This is a genomic window from Cohnella pontilimi (assembly GCF_005049045.1).
GTDB classification, from domain to species: Bacteria; Bacillota; Bacilli; order Paenibacillales; family Paenibacillaceae; genus Cohnella; species Cohnella pontilimi.
Window position 1 is genome coordinate 151,373 of record NZ_SUPK01000005.1, and the last position, 15,866, is coordinate 167,238.

Genomic DNA, 15,866 nt, shown 5'->3' on the forward strand with positions numbered 1-15,866 from the left:
GAATCTCAAACATGCAGACCCAGCTGAGTATTGAGAATGTACCTCAAAAGCGTACGTCGCTCGGCGCTTCTTTTCGCCGGTTTTATACCGCGGTCGCGTTGACCGGTGCGGGGGACGGGATGACCACTGCCGCGCTTCCTTGGCTGGCCGCGGCATTATCGGGCAACGCTTTGCTCGTGTCCATGGTATCGGCGGCTTCGCGATTGCCTTGGCTGTTGTTCAGTCTGCCGTTCGGCGTCATGATCGACCGGTTTCCCCGGCACGTCTTAATGGCCGTTTCCAGTTTCGTGAGAGCTGTCATGATGGGGCTCATCACGTTATCCGTATATTTTGGATTTGCTAATTTGCCGCTCTTGATTGTGCTTACGTTCCTGTTCGGGACGGCCAAAGTGATGTATGACAGCACGGCGCAGACCATGGTACCCATGTTGGTTGAACAAAAGGAACTGGAACGCGCCAACGGACTCGTATCCTCCGTACAGCTCGTGACGAGCGATATTTTGGGAGGCGCGCTCGCCGGTTTGCTGCTCACGGTGGGGATGCCGTATCCATTCCTCATCGATACGTTGACATCCGCGGCGTCAATTCCTATGCTTGCCGGGCTAAAGCGGGAGGAAACGGCGGTTGTCCGGGCACACCGGCTCAGTTTCCGTCACGATTTGATGCAAGGAGTCCGGTTTGTTTGGCACGATCCGCTGCTGAGGCCGCTGGCGTTGTTCCAGATCGGGATGACCGGGGCATTTTCGGTCATAACGGCGATGCAAGTGTTTTTCATCAAAGAGATCTTGCATTTGAATTCTTTCGGTTTTGGGGTTCTCATATCAGTGGCCACTCTGGGCAGCATTGCGGGTGGTCAATTCGTATCCAGAGTGAAAGAAAAATTAGGTACGCGAAAAAGCATTCTGCTCGCCATCGGCGTGATGGCTGTCGGATACGGCTTGTGCGGCGTGAGCAGCCATTGGGCTGTTGTCGGTGCATTATATACGATTGGCGCCTTTTTTATCGTAGTATGGAATGTGATCAATGTATCCTTCCGGCAGCGGATCGTACCTGAGGAATTATTGGGCCGGGTAAATGGCGTTTTTCGCTTTTTGTCTTGGGGCGTCGCATCGATCGGCGCGGTACTGGGCGGGGTGCTGATCACAGGCGGGGAGCCGTTGATCGGACGGGAATGGGCGCTTCGGTCACCGTACTTGCTGTTATTCGTGGTCTATGCGATCCTTTGGCTGATCGCCGTGCGGCTGTTCGACGAGGACAAACTGAAGCGAGCTTAACGAAATAACGGCTTCGCGCTCATATAGGCGCGAAGCCGTTTTCGATAATATCAGGCGAACTGCTGTACATATGGGGCGATGTCGATCTTGAGACTGTCGGCGAGCTGCTGGCCGAGCGTCGCGTCGGCACGGTAGAAGTTGCAGATGGCGAGCAGCTTGGTGCGTTCGGACACGGCCGACAGATCGGCGGTCAAGTTGTAGATCACCGCAGCCTTCTCTTTGTCGGAGTAGCGGTTCCACACTTGGCCGGCTTGCCCGAAATCGTTCGTTTTCTCGATTTTTTGGCGCGCCGCCAAGCCGCTGACCGGCGTTCCGGTTTCGCGGTAAGCCGGGTCTTCTTTCGGCGCATCGGTGTGGCGGTTCGGCTCGTAGTTGATATGGGCGTTCTGCTGCTTCACCGGCATAGCCCCGTCGCGCTGATTGTTGTTCACCTGTGCGAACGGGCAGTTAATGGGCAGCTGCAAGTAGTTGGTGCCGATCCGGTAACGCTGCGTATCGGAATAGGAGAACAGACGGCCTTGCAGCAATTTATCCTCGGACGGCTCGATACCGGGAACGAGCACGCCGGGGTTGAAGCCGACGGACTCGGTTTCCGAGAACACATTTTCCGGATTCCGGTTTAACGTCATCGTGCCCACGAGCTGCATCGGGATGACGTCTTGGAACCAGTCTTTCGTGGGGTCCAGCGGATCGAAATCGAAATTGTCCATGTCGGCGGGATCGAGAATTTGCACGTACAAGTCCCACTCCGGGAAGTCGCCGTTCTCGATCGCTTCGTAAAGGTCACGACTCGCGTGGTTGAAATCCGTCGCCTGAATGACGGACGCCTCTTGCGCGGACAAGTTGCGGATGCCTTGCTTCGGAACCCAGCGCAGCTTGACATAAACCGTGTTGCCAAAGGCGTTGATCCACTTAAAGGCGTGGACGCTGGAGCCTCTCATTTGGCGGTAGTTGGCCGGAATGCCTTCGTCCGAGAATAGGTGCACCAGCATGTTCGTCGATTCGGGCGTGAGCGACATGAAGTCCCAATACCGGTCGGGATGCTGGATATTGGTGCGTGGATCCGGTTTCAGGGCATGCACCATGTCGGGGAATTTCATGGAGTCGCGGATGAAGAAGACCGGAAGGTTGTTGCCGACGAAATCATAGTTTCCTTCCGTCGTGTAGAATTTGATGGCGAATCCGCGCGGGTCGCGCAGCGTCTCCGGAGAATGCTGGCCGTGAATGACGGTGGAAAATCGGACGAACACCGGCGTTTCGGTTCCTTCATCTTGCAGGAATGCGGCTTTTGTATATCGCTTCATGCTGTTCGTGAGGCGGAAAACTCCGTGAGCTCCGGCGCCGCGGGCATGTACGACGCGCTCCGGAACCCGTTCACGGTCGAAGTGGGCGAGTTTCTCCAGCAGCTGGTAGTCCTCCAGCAGGGTCGGCCCGCGTGTGCCGGCCGTTTTGGAGTTTTGATTATCTCCGATCGGCACGCCTTGGTTGGTGGTCAATCGATTGCTCATTCCCCGTGTTCCCCTCTCGATATGAAATGGTAATTTTGTTGAGAATCAATATCAATGATGCTATGTAATTAACTCTAATAGGCATCTAGTTTATAGTCAATATTTTTTTATAATCATTCTAATTAGTTAACGGGGTTAAGGATGTCCGTACCTCCTCTTCTGCATGTTTACGCGGGTTTTCTGGTAATAATAACAATCATTTTACGGATCCGAATGCAGCTTGAGCTTGCCTTGTTTGCCGTAATGTTGACATGAAACCTAAAGGTTTCGTATAATCTAATATGTAACCAAAAGGTTTCATAATCATAATTTGCCGAGGATCGTTCATCCTAACGCACAATGGAGGTAAGATGATGGAAAATCAAACGAATCAAGCACTCCCGGATATCCGCCAATCGCAGGTGCTGAACGCGCCGATCCAGAAAGTATGGGAGGCCGTATCCAGCGCCGAAGCGATCGGCGCCTGGTTTATGCCGAGTGACTTTCAGCCGGTTGTCGGGCATGAGTTTCATTTGGAGGCCGGTCCGTTCGGCCGTTCGCCTTGCAAGGTGACGGAAATTGATCCGCCGCACCGCGTCTCGTTCCGGTGGGCGAAAGATTGGACGCTCACGTTCGAACTGAAGGAGCTGGAACCCGGCAAAACGGAATTCACCCTCATCCATGGCGGATGGGATGCCGGCAAGGTGACCGAATTCGGACAGCCTCATACGGATGTACGCGAGATCATGGCGGGCGGATGGGCCGGCATTGGACAAAAACTCGCCAAAATCGTGGAGGGCTGAATGGCGGCGCCTGCGCAGAAACACGACGTTTTTCAAGCGATCGCGGATCCTACGCGGCGCAAGCTGCTCCAGCTGCTGGATCAGGGAGAAATGCCGGTCACTGCGATCAGCGGGCATTTTCCGATGAGCCGCACAGCGGTGTCCAAGCATCTTCGCATTTTGGCGGATGCGGGACTGGTCAAGGAACGCAAAGTCGGCCGGGAGACACGATACCGGATGGACCCGGACCCGCTGCTCGAACTGAAGCGTTGGCTCTCTTATTACGAGCGGTACTGGGAAAACAAAATGGCCGCACTCAAGCGTTACGTGGAGTCTCAGGATTCCGGCAAATAAGCTCCAAGAGCAAGAACGCCTTTCCGTTTCCGGAAGGCGTTCTTGTTTTTTTCAGAAGCCTTGTAACGAAAGTTGAACTTTCTACGTCTAGGATGATCAGAGCCGGCTCTGCAACGGAGGACGAAAAGATGGACTGGGAACAAGTGTGGAAAAACCACGCGCAGGAATTATATCGATATATTTACTATAAAGTCGGCGGGCGCCAAGAGGCGGAGGATCTGACGCAGGAGACGTTCATTCGCCTGATCCGCAGCGGCAATAAATATGAAGACGTACCGGTCGTCGCGCTGCTGAAACGAACGGCCGCCCGCCTCATTATCGACAAGTGGCGAAGCGACAAAAGCCGCGGAATGCCGTTGTCGTCGGATGAGCTGGTGCTTGGAGACCATGGGGTGGGGAATCCGGAGAAACACTTCATCCAAGACGAACAGATTCGCGAGGCGCTGGACGTCTTGACGGAGGATCAACGGCAAATCGTGCAGCTTCGGCTGATTCAAGGCTTTTCGGTGAAAGAAACGGCGGAGCTCACGGGCAGGACGGAAACATCGGTCCGAACGCTGCAGTTCCGTGCCATTCGGAACATCCAACAAGCGCTCGGTGTGACGGCCGGGCTGGGGGGCGAAAATTGATGAACGATAATCTGGAAATGCGGTTTTCCGAGATGCTCGATAAGGATGAAGCGTCGACGGTTAAATGGGACCCCGAGCTGGCCGAAATGGGCGAGATCGCGGCCCGCATCCGGGAAGAGCGGGTGTACGAGCCGCCGTCCCCGGATTTTGCGGAGCGGGGTTGGCAGCAAGTCGTGCAGCAAACACAAAAGGCAGCCGCTGTTGTACCGGCGGCGAAGGCGTCGCGTCCGCCGAGGAAACGGGCGAGCTGGGTGGCCGCAGCAGCTTCCATTCTCGTAGTGGCCGTGGTGTTGGCCACGCAGCCATGGAGCCAGCCGGAGGTGGGCGCCGCGGCGATCCGGGTAACCGGAAGCGGGCAGGTGGCCGACTTGGGTGTGAAGGGAGTGGTTTTTCCTCGCTACGCCGGACATTTGGACACGATCAGCTATACAAAGGATGACCAAGTCATACTTTGGGACCGGTCGGGTGCCGCGGAGCAGAAATTGCCTTTGAACTTCATGTACATGAGAGACGCGGCTTGGTCACCCGATGGCCAACGCGTGGCGTTCGTGGGTTACAAGTCCGCAAAGCCGGGTCCTTCGGCGCCTGCGCTCTGGATCGCCGGCCGGGACGGCAGCGATCCGGTGCAAATCGCGAAACCGGCCGATCCCGACACCTATTTTGAAAGCCCGGCCTGGTCGCCGGACGGTTCCAAGCTCGCATTTACGTCCACCCGCGCAACATTGTCGGACCAGACCGGCGTGACGTATGAGCATACCGTCATGACGGTGAACACGGACGGATCAAACTTGTTCACGGTGGAGAAAGGGAAGGAGCCCGCCTGGTCAAAAGATGGGAAGCAATTGGCCTACACGGTGGAGAAGGAAGCGGGGGTTCCCGAGATTTGGACAGCGGACATAAACGGTGCTAACGCACGTAAACTGGTTTCCGGGCAAAGCCCGGCCTGGTCGCCCACAAGCCCGTTCCTCGCGTTTACCAAAACGCATACCGAGCATCGAACGCTGCGCAGCGACGAGCAAGGCCGCGAAACGTTCAGCGCGGATGTCACGTACTACGAGCTTTGGGCCGTCAACACGGAAAGCGGAACCGAATCCCGGCTGACGGAGAGCGCTTTTCCCCAAGCGTTGACGGACAGCTTGCTTGCCGAATCGGACCGCCGCGGCGAGAAAACGGCGACCTATGCGGTAACCGGCATGCCCGCCGACGAACAGCCGGCCTGGTCGCCGGATGGAACCCGGATTCTGTTTACACGTAGTATCTCGGAGGAGAAAGGCCCTCATTTTACGCTGCAAGAACTGTTTATCGAATACAAGTAGGAGCTGAAACCCGATGAAAAGTAGATTTGCCCTGTTGTTGGTCTGTACCCTGCTCGTGACGATCGCCGCATGCAGCACCGCGGCTTCCAATAAGGAGAACGCCGCGCCGTCGGCGTCAGCGTCATCCCCGGCTGCAACGTCTTCCCCGTCCGCCGAGACGAAGGAAACGCCTAACCCAGTTAACGCCAGGTACCTGTCCGTCAACTTGCCGGCAGATTGGACGTCACTGAACGGGGAGGAGTCGTTCGGCTTCCAGCGCGACGGCGTGCCCATCGGCGGGCTGGACGGACTGGGCTACAGCGATACGATCGACGGGCTGCTGCCGAACGGAGCCAATGTCGATTCGAAAGAAGAGCTGACAGGTCTGCCGGTCAAGACGGTGATGGCCAAGCTCAGCATGGACGACGGCGGCAGCGCGGGCAAACGGCAGGAATACCATTTCTACTTTTTCCTGCAAGAGAAGAACGTGGTGTACGATCTGCGTTTCGACGCCGGCTTGGTGAAAGAGAGCGATTCGCGGGCAATCGCGATGTCAGTCACGGTAAAGTAACTGTGATCTAGCTTGGGGACGGATTGGGGACGAAAAAGACGCCGGGTGAACACCGAGCGTCTTTTTCATGCTGGCGAAATTTTGACACGGAATGACTTGCGGAAAGCGGCCGAAGAGTGGTTATTTTAAACCTTTCCCACCGGTGTTCGGTGTCGGCGCACGATTCAGGAAAAACGAGAAAAACAGCCCGGCGACGGTTATCCACGTAGCCACGACGAAGGAGTCGTTGATGCCCGCGATCGCGGATTCTTTGGACGCGAAACCTGAGAGCATGCTTAGAGCATAAGCTCCGGCCGCTTCAGGAGGCAGTCCCGTCGAAGAAGCCAATCCGGCTTGCAGCCCCGCAACATTTTCTGCCGCGACCGGGTTGTTCGTCGTCAACGTGTTGGCGAATGCCGCCAAGTGCTCGGTCGTTCGCGTGGACATGACCGTCACGAGCAGCGCGGTGCCGAACGAGGCGGCTACTTGGCGCATCGTATTGGCTGCCGCGGTTCCGTGAGCTTTGAGCGAAGGCGGAAGTCTGTTCAATCCGGCGGTCATGACCGTCATCATGATGAAGGAAATGCCTAAGTTTCGCAGCGCATACAGCAGCAGCAAATGATTGAATGAGGTCTCGGCCGTCAATTTCGTAAACTGGTAGGTGGTGATCGCGGTGATGGCCAGGCCGATGACCGCCAATGGACGCACACCGAAGCGGTCGAACAGGATGCCGGAAACCGGAGACATGACCCCCATGAGCAACGCGCCGGGCAGGATCAGCAGTCCGGATTCCAGTGCGGTGTAACCTCGAATATTTTGCACGAAGATCGGAAGCAGCAGCATCGCACCGAACATGGCCATGTTCACCACGACGCTCACGACGGTGGTCATGGTGAACGTATAGTATTTGAATACTTCTAAATTGAGCAGCGGCCGTGCCACGGTTAATTCCCGGTAAATGAAAAACAGGATAAACACGACTCCCGCAATGACGGATGTGTCGACGACCGCATCCCCCCATCCCCGGCTTCCCGCCTCGCTGAGCCCGTACAGCAAAGCTCCGAATCCGATCGTGGAATATATCGCACCTTGTACATCCAGCTTTGGATAGGTGAGTTTCAGCACGTTAGGCAAATACCGAAAAGTCAGCAAAACCTCCAGCACCCCGAGCGGGACCATGATGTAAAACAAAACCCGCCACGAGAAAGTTTCGAGCATGTAACCGGCAAAAGTAGGACCGATCGCCGGAGCAAACATCATCGCGATGCCCATCATGCCCATCGCCCGGCCCATTTTCTCCGGCGGGAAAATCCTCAGGAAGATATTCGTCACGAGCGGCATCATGACGCCGGCACCGATCGCTTGTATGATGCGCCCGACCAGCACAAGCGCGAAGTTCGGGCCGATCCCGCAAATGAGCGATCCGATCGTAAACAACATCATGGCCATGGCAAACAGTGTCCGTGTGGGGACCGATTCCATCAGGAACGCGCTGATCGGAATCATCACCGCGTTGGCCAGCATGAAGCCGGTGGACATCCACTGGATGGTCGTCGTGGACACGTTCAAATCCGTCATCATATGGGGGATGGCGACGTTGACCATCGTCTGGTTCAAGATCGCGACGAACATCCCGCAAATGAGCACGGTCACGATTGCGGTCGTATTCCGCTGCTCCATGCCGCATCCACCTCTTTATTTGTGAATTCGAACGCTGACGCTCATGCCGGGCAGCAAGCCGAGTCCGCGGTAGCTGTCCACGCTGATATTCACCGGAATCACCTGGGTGACTCGGGTGTAGTTCGTTGTGGTGTTGGAAACGGGCAGAAGAGAGAACGTTCCCGCGGTGGCGAGCCCAATTTGGGACACTTTTCCTGTCAACGTATTGCCGGGAAACGCATCGACATCCAGATCGACTGCTTGGCCGACCTTGATGTCCCGAATATCCGTTTCCGCAATATTTGCGGTGATCCACAGGTTGTTCAGGTCGTACATCCTCGCAAGCGGGGTGCCGGGCGCGACGACGGAATTGACAACCGCGCTCTGCTGTACGATGGTGCCGGCCGCCGGAGCGCTCAAGGAGACGGAGCCCGTTGCTGCCCGGATATACCCAAGCGTTTGACCCGACGAGTAAGTTTGTCCGACTTGTCCTTTCCACTGGGTGAGCATGCCTGCCGCCGGAGCGGCGATCGGTACCGCTTGGCCCTCTACCCTGGCGTTATCGGTCGAAATGTAGTTAACGGACTGGACGTAGTAATAAACGGCGGCGCCTCCGCCTGCGACCAGCAGCAAAATGACGATCACGTTGATCAGCACGATCCGTGAGCTCTTCATGTACGATTCCTTTCCGGGCAAGCCATTTGTTGGTGGATGTTCTTTATCATGCGAGGAAGACGGGATGGAATATTCTGCGGGGATGGAGGGAGAGTAAAAAAATCCATTCACCGGAGGTTATCCATGAACATTTTCGTCGTTTACGACAGTGAAGACGGGCATACGGAAGTGCTGGCTCGGGCGGTGGCCGAAGGAGCGGAGAGTGTCGCCGGCTCGACCGTGCATTTGCACCATATCAATGAGGCGGACGTACACGAACTGGAGCATATGGATGCGATCATCTGGGGATGCCCGGGTCATTTTGGAACGATCAGCGCCGGACTCAAGGTGTGGATCGATAAGCTCGGGTATTTGTGGGCGCACGGCAAGCTGGTGGACAAAGTCGGGGCTGTGTTCTGTACGATCGCGACCGAACACGGAGGTGCCGAGGCAACGTTGCTCAATTTGATCACACCGATGCTGCATCAAGGCATGATCATCGTCGGATTGCCCGCCAACGTGCCGGAAAACGTTTTGTACGGTTCTTATTACGGTGTGGGTGTGACCGTGGGTGTGGAGGAATCGCCTGAAGACCCGCCGAATATGCCGACGGAAAATGATCTGCGTCTCGGTCGTGCGCTTGGCGAGCGGGTGGCCCGTCTCACCGCCCGGTTTACGGATCAGCGGGGTGGCTGACGATGGTTGTGATCGGATATGGGGTTGCGGCTTTGATCGTCATCATATTGTTGATAGTGTTCAACGTACGGGCCGGCGGCCGCTCGAAAGCGGAAGCCGTGCAGGAGCCGGTAACGATTCCGGAAGCGGGTCCGGAGGCCGTCGAGGTTCCGGCGGAATCGCCGCGTAACGAAGCTGCCGCTCCCGCCCCCGCCGCGGAACGCCCGGGAAGTGACGACCGGAGCTTCCGGGAGGCGCTTCGGCGATTGCAGACGGGGGACGCTGATCGCAAGCCGCCCGAACCGGCTGCAGCCGAAGTCCCAAAATCATCCGACCAAGTGTATCGGGAAGCGATGCGCCAACTGAGGCAATCCGGCTCCAAGGACCGGAAAGAGTAAAAAAACGGCCGCGCGGGTGCGGCCGTTTTTTTATCTTATCCGGAGTCACTTGATGATCTCAGGCTCTTTGTATTCCACGCCTTTGGTGTCGACGGTGACTTTTTTCATCACCATCGGTTTCTCCGGGCGGGATTGTTCCGGGTCATTGGGGTCGATTTTTTGATTGACGATTTCATCCACCGTGTCCATTCCTTCGGTCACTTTGCCGAAGGCGGCGTACTCGCTGTCCAACGATGGATAGTCGGCGTGCATGATGAAAAATTGCGAGCCTGCCGAATCCGGACTCCGCGAACGTGCCATGGAGATGACTCCCCGTGTATGTTTCAAGTCGTTCTGGAACCCGTTGTTCGTGAATTCGCCTTTGATGGCGTAGCCGGGGCCTCCCATGCCCGTGCCTTGCGGATCGCCGCCCTGGATCATGAAGCCGGGGATGACGCGGTGGAAGATGATGCCGTCATAGAAGCCTTTCTTCACCAGCGAGATGAAGTTGTTGACCGTATTCGGCGCGACTTCGGGGTAAAGCTCGATTTGGATCGTATGCCCGTTGTCCATCTCGATCGTGACGAGCGGATTTTTATCCGACGACCCGGTAGTAGGTATCGAGGCGGATGCTGAAGCCGAAGGAGAGACAGAGGGAGACACGGCGGGCGTATCGGATGGAGAGGCGGCTTGTCCGCCGTCGTCGCGTTTGCCGCAGCCGCCCGCGACTACAAGCGCGGCGATAAAGACCAATAGCATGGATACTTTCAGCTTGCTCTTCATCATAGGGATGAAAACTCCTTTGTCCGATGGATTTATTCGCTTATTTAAGCAGTGCCGGATCGATCTCCGGCACGAGCCCTTCGCGCGCGGCCCGGCTGAGCAGCGCGTTCACGGCGGCGTAGCCGTCCTCGCCAAGATTGGCTGTAAACTCGTTCACATAGAGGGCAATATGCGCCTTGGCCACCTCGTCGTCCATTTCTTGCGCGTGGCTGCGTACGTACTCCTTCGATGCCTCCGGATGCGCCCACGCGTACTCTACCGATTGGCGGATCCAATCCGCGATTTGGTCGGTATCGAGCGAGCGTTTGGCGATAATCGCGCCGAGCGGAATCGGCAGGCCGGTATCGGATTCCCACCAGCTGCCCATGTCGGCCAGCATCGATAACCCGTACGTCTGATACGTAAACCGCGCTTCGTGAATGACGAGTCCCGCGTCGATTTCTCCGTCGCGGACGGCGGGCATGATGCGGTCGAACGGCATGACGACGATTTCGCCGAGTCCGCCGGGGATTTGCTGCGCGGCCCAGAGCCGGAATAGCAAATACGCGGTGGAACGTTCGCTCGGGACGGCGACGCGTTTACCGGCGAGCGAAGCGGGATCGGTGACGGACGAATCGGCGGTGAGCACCAGCGGACCGCAGCCTCTGCCGAGCGCCCCGCCGCATGGAAGCAGCTTGTATTCGGACAGCACCCAAGGCAAGGCTGCGTAAGAGATTTTCAGCACTTCCGGACCGCCGGGCGCCGCCGCCAGATGGTTCGTAATATCGATGTCCGCATAACGGATGTTAAGTTCGGGCGCGCCGGGAACGAGCCCGTGCACCCAAGCGTGAAAGACGAATGTATCATTGGGACAAGGCGAGAAAGCAATATTCAAGTTGTCAGCACCTCCGGTAAAATCGAACTGGCCTTTTCAAGCGCCTCCATCGCTTCCCGGATCCGCCAGGCGGACCGGTCACGAGGACCTACGGCGTTGGAGATCGCACGGAATTCCAGCACAGGAAGCCCAAGCTCCCGAGCGGCAACGGCGACGCCGTAGCCTTCCATGCCTTCAGCCGCGGCTTCAGAGACGCGCAGCGCCCGCTGCAACGCGGTATCCGCAGATCCGGTTACCGTCGATACGGTGATGATCGGCCCCCTGCATACCGTAACGCCCGCCTCTTCCAAAGCACGCACCAACCTGATGCTGAGCTCGGTATCCACGGCGGCCCTGGCCGAGCCAAAACCAAGCTCGTCCAAGCTGAGAAACCCGCCGCCAGGCGTTTCCGCGCCTAAATCGGCGGCGACGATTTCGCTGGCCACCGCCACGGACCCTACATCGGCGCGGCCGATAAAACCGCCTCCAATGCCCGCGCTGATCACGAGTCCGTATTCCCTGCCGCGCATAAGCGCCGCGGCCGTTCGCGCCGCGGCCATCGCGGGACCGACGCCGGCAAGGGCCAAGTCGAATCGGGCATCCCCATTCAACCCTCGCCGCACCGCTTCAAGCTCCGCTTCTACGGCCGTCATCACGAGCACGCGATTTTTCATCCGAACGATCTCCCTTTTTCGAAAACACTCCTTATTCAAGTTAACGCGAACGCGAAGTTGTGTCAAAGGGACGGCGGCATCGTGACATTTCCACGTGCAAGGAGTATCGTTAAAACGATCAGACTATGCGCGATCGCAACACCATACGCAACATCCGTCTTCATGGCAGAGGGAGGATCACGGGTGCGAAATTTTCGCAAATACATACGGAAATACGGAAAGTTTTTCAGCGTTGCGATCTTGTTTTTAACGATCGAAGCCGTCTGCGATCTGCTGCTGCCGACCGTCATGTCCCGCATGATCGATAACGGTGTGGCTCGGCAAGATCTCCCCTATATTTACCGCTTGGGCGGCCTGATGCTGCTCATCACGGCGGCAGGAGCCGTCGCCGCGCTGATCCGTAACTTCCTGGCCAGCCGGGTTTCCCAAAACTTCGGCGCCGAGCTCCGCTCGGATCTTTACCGGAAAATCCACACCTTTTCCTTCCAAACGATCGACAAATTCGAGCGCCCTTCGCTCATGACCCGGCTGACCAACGACGTGACCCAGGTGCAGAACTTCGTCAACGGCCTCATGCGTATTTTCGTGAAAGCGCCTCTCATCTGCATCGGCAGCCTCATCATGGCGGCGAACTTGAATCCGCATTTGGCCGTTGTCCTCGCGGTGGTCGTTCCCCTGGTGGGCGGCCTGATCGCCTTAAACATGCGGATCGGGTTTCCCCTGTTCGCCAAAGTGCAGCACGCGTTAGACCGGATCAACGGCACCACTCGGGAATATTTGTCGGGCGTCCGGGTCGTGAAAGCTTTTAACCGGTTCGACCACGAGATGGAGAAGTTCGATTCGGCCAACGAAAACTATCAGGAGCGCTCCACCATAGCGATGCGAGTCATGTCCGTTTTCAGTCCCGGCGTCATGCTCATCGTGAACTTCGGAATTGTGGCGGTGATCTGGATCGGCGGCATCCGCGTCGATGCGGGTCAAATGCAAGTCGGCCATATTATGGCGTTTATCCACTACATGACGCAGATTTTATTTTCCCTTTTGATGATTGCCTGGGTGTTCAACATGTTCGTCCGTGCGAAAACGTCGGCGGAGCGCATTTCCGAAATACTGTCGGTAAATGAGTCGGCGGAGCGGCGGGAATCCGTCGGCCGGGCGGCGGTGGATGGTACGGGGAGAGTGGATTTCGAAAATGTCGTGTTCTCCTATGACGGCGCTTCGGGCGATCCCATTCTCAAAAACATTACGTTGACTTGTCTGCCGGGTGAAACCGTAGGCATCATCGGCTCCACCGGCTCGGGCAAAAGCAGCCTGGTTCAGCTGATTCCCCGGTTCTACGATGTGACGGGCGGCGCCATCCGAATCGACGGACAAGATATCCGCAGTTTCGATCCTCACGAGCTGAGGGAGAAAATTGCGGTCGTCCCGCAAAAGTCGATCCTGTTCACCGGGACAATCCGCGAGAACATCCTTTGGGGTAAAGAAGACGCGTCGTCGGAAGAAGTCAGGGATGCCGCCCGCATGGCGCAGGCGGATGAATTCATCGCTTCGTTTCCGGAAGGATACGACACGCTGCTGGGGCAAGGCGGGGTCAACCTTTCGGGTGGCCAAAAGCAGCGCTTGTCCATCGCAAGGGCGCTTGTGCGCCGGCCGGAAATTCTCATTTTGGACGACAGCACGAGTGCGGTCGATACGGCGACGGAATCCCGGATCAAGGAAGCGATCCGGCAATATGCTCGCGGCATGACCTGCCTGATCATCGCCCAGCGGATCACGTCGGTGATGGACGCGGACAAGATTGTCGTGCTGGACAACGGAGAAATCGTCGGCGTCGGCCGTCATGAAGAGCTGATGCAAAGCTGTGTCGCTTACCAGGAAATATACCGTTCCCAAATCGGCAAGGAGGTGACGGCCCATGTCTAACACGCCCAGAACACCGGCGGGCCGGCCGGGACCCGGCGGCGGCGCCGGACATCATCCGGGAAGAGGGCCGGTCGTCAAGCCGAAAGACTGGAAAAGTACCGCGAGAAGGTTATGGTCCTATTTCGGTCATGAAAGAGGCTTGCTGGCCTTTGTGTTCGGGATGGTGGTCGTCGATTCGGTCATTATGCTGTCCGCGCCTTATTTGATCGGCGTGTCCATCGACGCGATGGCTCAAGGGAAAGGGCAGGTTGATTTCGGCCGCACGCAAATTGCGCTGGCTGCGCTGCTCGTGTCGTACATCACCGACGGAGCGCTGACTTTCGCGCAAGGCTGGATGATGGCCGGCGTTTCCCAGCGGATGGTCAAGCGCCTCCGGCATTCGCTGTTCGCCAAAGTGCAGAAGCTTCCCCTGCGCTTCTTCGATTCCCGGCCGCACGGGGAATTGATGAGCCGGCTGTCCAACGATATCGACAACGTCAGCACGACGGTTGCCCAGGCGCTCGTGCAGGTGATGACTGGCTCTGTCGCAATCGCGGGATCGCTGATTATGATGCTCGTGCTCAGCCCGGCGTTGACGCTGGCGAGCTTGATCACCGTGCCAGCGGTGGTGCTTCTCACGCGAACGATCGCCCGCCGAACCGGTCCTTTGTTCAAGGAACAGCAAGTCCATCTTGGCCGGCTGAACGGACATGTTGAAGAGACGATTTCCGGTATCCACATCGTCAAGGCGTTCAACCGGGAAGACAAAGTGATGGCGGAATTCGAAGCGGTCAACGAAGAGCTGCGCAAGGTCGGCACCAGGGCGCTCATCCGCTCCGGCTTGCTCATGCCGGTCATGAACGTGATCAGCAACGTAGGATTTGCGGCCATCGCGATCGTCGGAGGATGGCTGGCGGTCAAAAGTTGGATTACGATTGGCGTCATCGCCAGCTTCCTCAGCTACTCCAGGCAATTCGTACGGCCGCTCAACGACTTGGCCAATACGTTTAATTTGCTGCAATCCGGATTGGCCGGAGCGGAGCGGGTGTTCGAAGTCCTGGATGAACAGGAGGAGCCGGCGGACGTGCCCCTTGCTAAGGTGCTGTCCAGTCCGGCCGGTCACGTGGTGTTTAACCAGGTCAGCTTCGGCTATCGGCCGGACGTGCCGATTTTGCGGGACATCAGCTTCGACGTCCCCGCGGGAAGCAGCATCGCGCTGGTCGGCCCGACGGGTGCCGGCAAAACGACGATCGTCAATTTACTCACCCGGTTTTACGACGCCACCTCGGGTTCCATCACCATCGACGGGCAAGATGTGAAGGAATATACGATGGACAGTCTGCGCCGAAGCTTCGGGATCGTCCTCCAGGACACGTATTTGTTCTCCGGCACGATCAAGGACAATATCCGCTACGGCAAGCCCGAAGCGACGGACGAACAAATCCGGGAGGCGGCCGCCATGGCCAATGCGGACCCGTTCATCCGCCGGCTGCCGGCTGGTTATGACACCGTGCTGTCCGAAAATGGAGGCAACTTGAGCCAAGGCCAGCGTCAGCTGCTCGCCATCGCCCGCGTCATTTTATCCAAGCCGTCCATCCTCATTCTGGACGAGGCGACCAGCAGCATCGACACCCGTACGGAGCTTCACATCCAAGATGCGTTGCTTCAGATCATGAAGGGCCGCACGACGTTCATCATCGCCCACCGCCTGAACACGATCCGCAACGCCGACCGAATCATGGTGATCGATCATGGGGAAATCGTGGAGCATGGAAGTCATGACGAGCTGATCCGCAAGGAAGGCATGTACTATCGCATGTTCATGAATCAGTTTCGCAACCTGGAGGGAGCCGCCGGATGATCATCCGGCGGTTTTTGTTTGCCGGCCGTCGGTTTCGGAGCGGTTATTTTGGGCAGA

16 protein-coding genes are annotated in these 15,866 nt (G+C 57.4%); 10 read left to right on the forward strand and 6 right to left on the reverse strand.

Features of this window, described 5'->3' with window-relative positions:
* Positions 1 to 11: 11 nt before the first annotated feature.
* Complete coding sequence (locus E5161_RS11460) at positions 12 to 1,274, forward strand: MFS transporter (protein ID WP_136777950.1); 1,263 nt, start codon at positions 12 to 14, stop codon at positions 1,272 to 1,274.
* Between the two features lie 50 nt (positions 1,275 to 1,324).
* Here the strand turns inward: E5161_RS11460 and E5161_RS11465 are convergent, their stop codons facing one another.
* On the reverse strand, positions 1,325 to 2,782 hold the full coding sequence (locus tag E5161_RS11465) for a catalase (protein WP_136777951.1): 1,458 nt from the start codon (positions 2,780 to 2,782) through the stop codon (positions 1,325 to 1,327).
* A 353-nt stretch (positions 2,783 to 3,135) separates the two neighbouring features.
* Between E5161_RS11465 and E5161_RS11470 the strand changes: the two genes are divergently transcribed.
* From E5161_RS11470 to E5161_RS11490, 5 genes are all read left to right on the forward strand, one after another.
* The gene (locus E5161_RS11470) at positions 3,136 to 3,564 is read left to right on the forward strand and encodes an SRPBCC family protein (protein WP_136778164.1); all 429 of its coding nucleotides are present in this window, start codon (positions 3,136 to 3,138) and stop codon (positions 3,562 to 3,564) included.
* Positions 3,565 to 3,897: an ArsR/SmtB family transcription factor gene (locus tag E5161_RS11475; protein WP_136777952.1), complete on the forward strand. Its 333-nt coding sequence runs from the start codon at positions 3,565 to 3,567 to the stop codon at positions 3,895 to 3,897.
* A gap of 128 nt (positions 3,898 to 4,025) precedes the next feature.
* Complete coding sequence (locus E5161_RS11480) at positions 4,026 to 4,526, forward strand: RNA polymerase sigma factor (protein ID WP_169306669.1); 501 nt, start codon at positions 4,026 to 4,028, stop codon at positions 4,524 to 4,526.
* A complete protein-coding gene (locus E5161_RS11485; RefSeq protein ID WP_136777954.1) occupies positions 4,526 to 5,842 on the forward strand; it encodes a TolB family protein in 1,317 nt (438 codons plus the stop codon). Before E5161_RS11480 ends, E5161_RS11485 begins: the two co-directional genes overlap by 1 nt.
* A 13-nt stretch (positions 5,843 to 5,855) precedes the next feature.
* On the forward strand, positions 5,856 to 6,392 hold the full coding sequence (locus tag E5161_RS11490; RefSeq protein WP_136777955.1) for a hypothetical protein: 537 nt from the start codon (positions 5,856 to 5,858) through the stop codon (positions 6,390 to 6,392).
* Positions 6,393 to 6,512: 120 nt separating this feature from the next.
* Here E5161_RS11490 and E5161_RS11495 read toward each other — a convergent pair whose 3' ends face one another.
* Both E5161_RS11495 and E5161_RS11500 read right to left on the reverse strand, forming a co-directional pair.
* Positions 6,513 to 8,051 carry a DHA2 family efflux MFS transporter permease subunit gene (locus E5161_RS11495; RefSeq protein WP_136777956.1) on the reverse strand — a complete coding sequence of 513 codons (1,539 nt, stop codon included), beginning with the start codon at positions 8,049 to 8,051 and terminating at the stop codon, positions 6,513 to 6,515.
* Between the two features lie 15 nt (positions 8,052 to 8,066).
* Entirely contained in the window at positions 8,067 to 8,705 is a 639-nt protein-coding gene (locus tag E5161_RS11500; RefSeq protein ID WP_136777957.1) for an efflux RND transporter periplasmic adaptor subunit, read from the reverse strand.
* 123 nt (positions 8,706 to 8,828) lie between these two features.
* On the opposite strand from E5161_RS11500, the gene E5161_RS11505 reads away from it, so the two are divergent.
* Positions 8,829 to 9,380 (forward strand): NAD(P)H-dependent oxidoreductase, encoded by a 552-nt coding sequence (locus E5161_RS11505; RefSeq protein WP_136777958.1) that lies wholly within the window; start codon positions 8,829 to 8,831, stop codon positions 9,378 to 9,380.
* A 2-nt stretch (positions 9,381 to 9,382) separates the two neighbouring features.
* Complete coding sequence (locus E5161_RS11510; RefSeq protein ID WP_136777959.1) at positions 9,383 to 9,757, forward strand: hypothetical protein; 375 nt, start codon at positions 9,383 to 9,385, stop codon at positions 9,755 to 9,757.
* A gap of 45 nt (positions 9,758 to 9,802) precedes the next feature.
* Here the strand turns inward: E5161_RS11510 and E5161_RS11515 are convergent, their stop codons facing one another.
* The 3 genes from E5161_RS11515 to E5161_RS11525 are packed head-to-tail and all read right to left on the reverse strand — an operon-like array spanning position 9,803 to position 12,046.
* Positions 9,803 to 10,522 (reverse strand): peptidylprolyl isomerase, encoded by a 720-nt coding sequence (locus E5161_RS11515; RefSeq protein ID WP_211246730.1) that lies wholly within the window; start codon positions 10,520 to 10,522, stop codon positions 9,803 to 9,805.
* Between the two features lie 37 nt (positions 10,523 to 10,559).
* Positions 10,560 to 11,393 (reverse strand): 1,4-dihydroxy-6-naphtoate synthase, encoded by an 834-nt coding sequence (locus E5161_RS11520; RefSeq protein WP_136777960.1) that lies wholly within the window; start codon positions 11,391 to 11,393, stop codon positions 10,560 to 10,562.
* Positions 11,390 to 12,046, reverse strand: a complete 657-nt coding sequence (locus E5161_RS11525) for a futalosine hydrolase (RefSeq protein WP_136777961.1) — start codon at positions 12,044 to 12,046, stop codon at positions 11,390 to 11,392. Before E5161_RS11525 ends, E5161_RS11520 begins: the two co-directional genes overlap by 4 nt.
* Positions 12,047 to 12,229: 183 nt before the next feature.
* On the opposite strand from E5161_RS11525, the gene E5161_RS11530 reads away from it, so the two are divergent.
* Positions 12,230 to 13,969, forward strand: coding sequence for an ABC transporter ATP-binding protein (locus tag E5161_RS11530; protein ID WP_136777962.1), 1,740 nt, complete (start codon positions 12,230 to 12,232; stop codon positions 13,967 to 13,969).
* Complete coding sequence (locus E5161_RS11535; protein ID WP_136777963.1) at positions 13,962 to 15,809, forward strand: ABC transporter ATP-binding protein; 1,848 nt, start codon at positions 13,962 to 13,964, stop codon at positions 15,807 to 15,809. Before E5161_RS11530 ends, E5161_RS11535 begins: the two co-directional genes overlap by 8 nt.
* Positions 15,810 to 15,866 lie beyond the last annotated feature (57 nt).

What these genes read in the sequence shown, in the direction of transcription:
- E5161_RS11485 (WP_136777954.1), top strand. Translation starts at nt 4,526, where the DNA reads ATGAACGATAATCTGGAAATGCGGTTTTCCGAGATGCTCGATAAGGAT.
- E5161_RS11500 (WP_136777957.1), bottom strand. Translation starts at nt 8,705, where the DNA reads ATGAAGAGCTCACGGATCGTGCTGATCAACGTGATCGTCATTTTGCTG.
- E5161_RS11470 (WP_136778164.1), top strand. Translation starts at nt 3,136, where the DNA reads ATGGAAAATCAAACGAATCAAGCACTCCCGGATATCCGCCAATCGCAG.
- E5161_RS11495 (WP_136777956.1), bottom strand. Translation starts at nt 8,051, where the DNA reads ATGGAGCAGCGGAATACGACCGCAATCGTGACCGTGCTCATTTGCGGG.
- E5161_RS11515 (WP_211246730.1), bottom strand. Translation starts at nt 10,522, where the DNA reads ATGATGAAGAGCAAGCTGAAAGTATCCATGCTATTGGTCTTTATCGCC.
- E5161_RS11480 (WP_169306669.1), top strand. Translation starts at nt 4,026, where the DNA reads ATGGACTGGGAACAAGTGTGGAAAAACCACGCGCAGGAATTATATCGA.
- E5161_RS11510 (WP_136777959.1), top strand. Translation starts at nt 9,383, where the DNA reads ATGGTTGTGATCGGATATGGGGTTGCGGCTTTGATCGTCATCATATTG.
- E5161_RS11460 (WP_136777950.1), top strand. Translation starts at nt 12, where the DNA reads ATGCAGACCCAGCTGAGTATTGAGAATGTACCTCAAAAGCGTACGTCG.
- E5161_RS11475 (WP_136777952.1), top strand. Translation starts at nt 3,565, where the DNA reads ATGGCGGCGCCTGCGCAGAAACACGACGTTTTTCAAGCGATCGCGGAT.
- E5161_RS11525 (WP_136777961.1), bottom strand. Translation starts at nt 12,046, where the DNA reads ATGAAAAATCGCGTGCTCGTGATGACGGCCGTAGAAGCGGAGCTTGAA.
- E5161_RS11505 (WP_136777958.1), top strand. Translation starts at nt 8,829, where the DNA reads ATGAACATTTTCGTCGTTTACGACAGTGAAGACGGGCATACGGAAGTG.
- E5161_RS11465 (WP_136777951.1), bottom strand. Translation starts at nt 2,782, where the DNA reads ATGAGCAATCGATTGACCACCAACCAAGGCGTGCCGATCGGAGATAAT.
- E5161_RS11490 (WP_136777955.1), top strand. Translation starts at nt 5,856, where the DNA reads ATGAAAAGTAGATTTGCCCTGTTGTTGGTCTGTACCCTGCTCGTGACG.
- E5161_RS11535 (WP_136777963.1), top strand. Translation starts at nt 13,962, where the DNA reads ATGTCTAACACGCCCAGAACACCGGCGGGCCGGCCGGGACCCGGCGGC.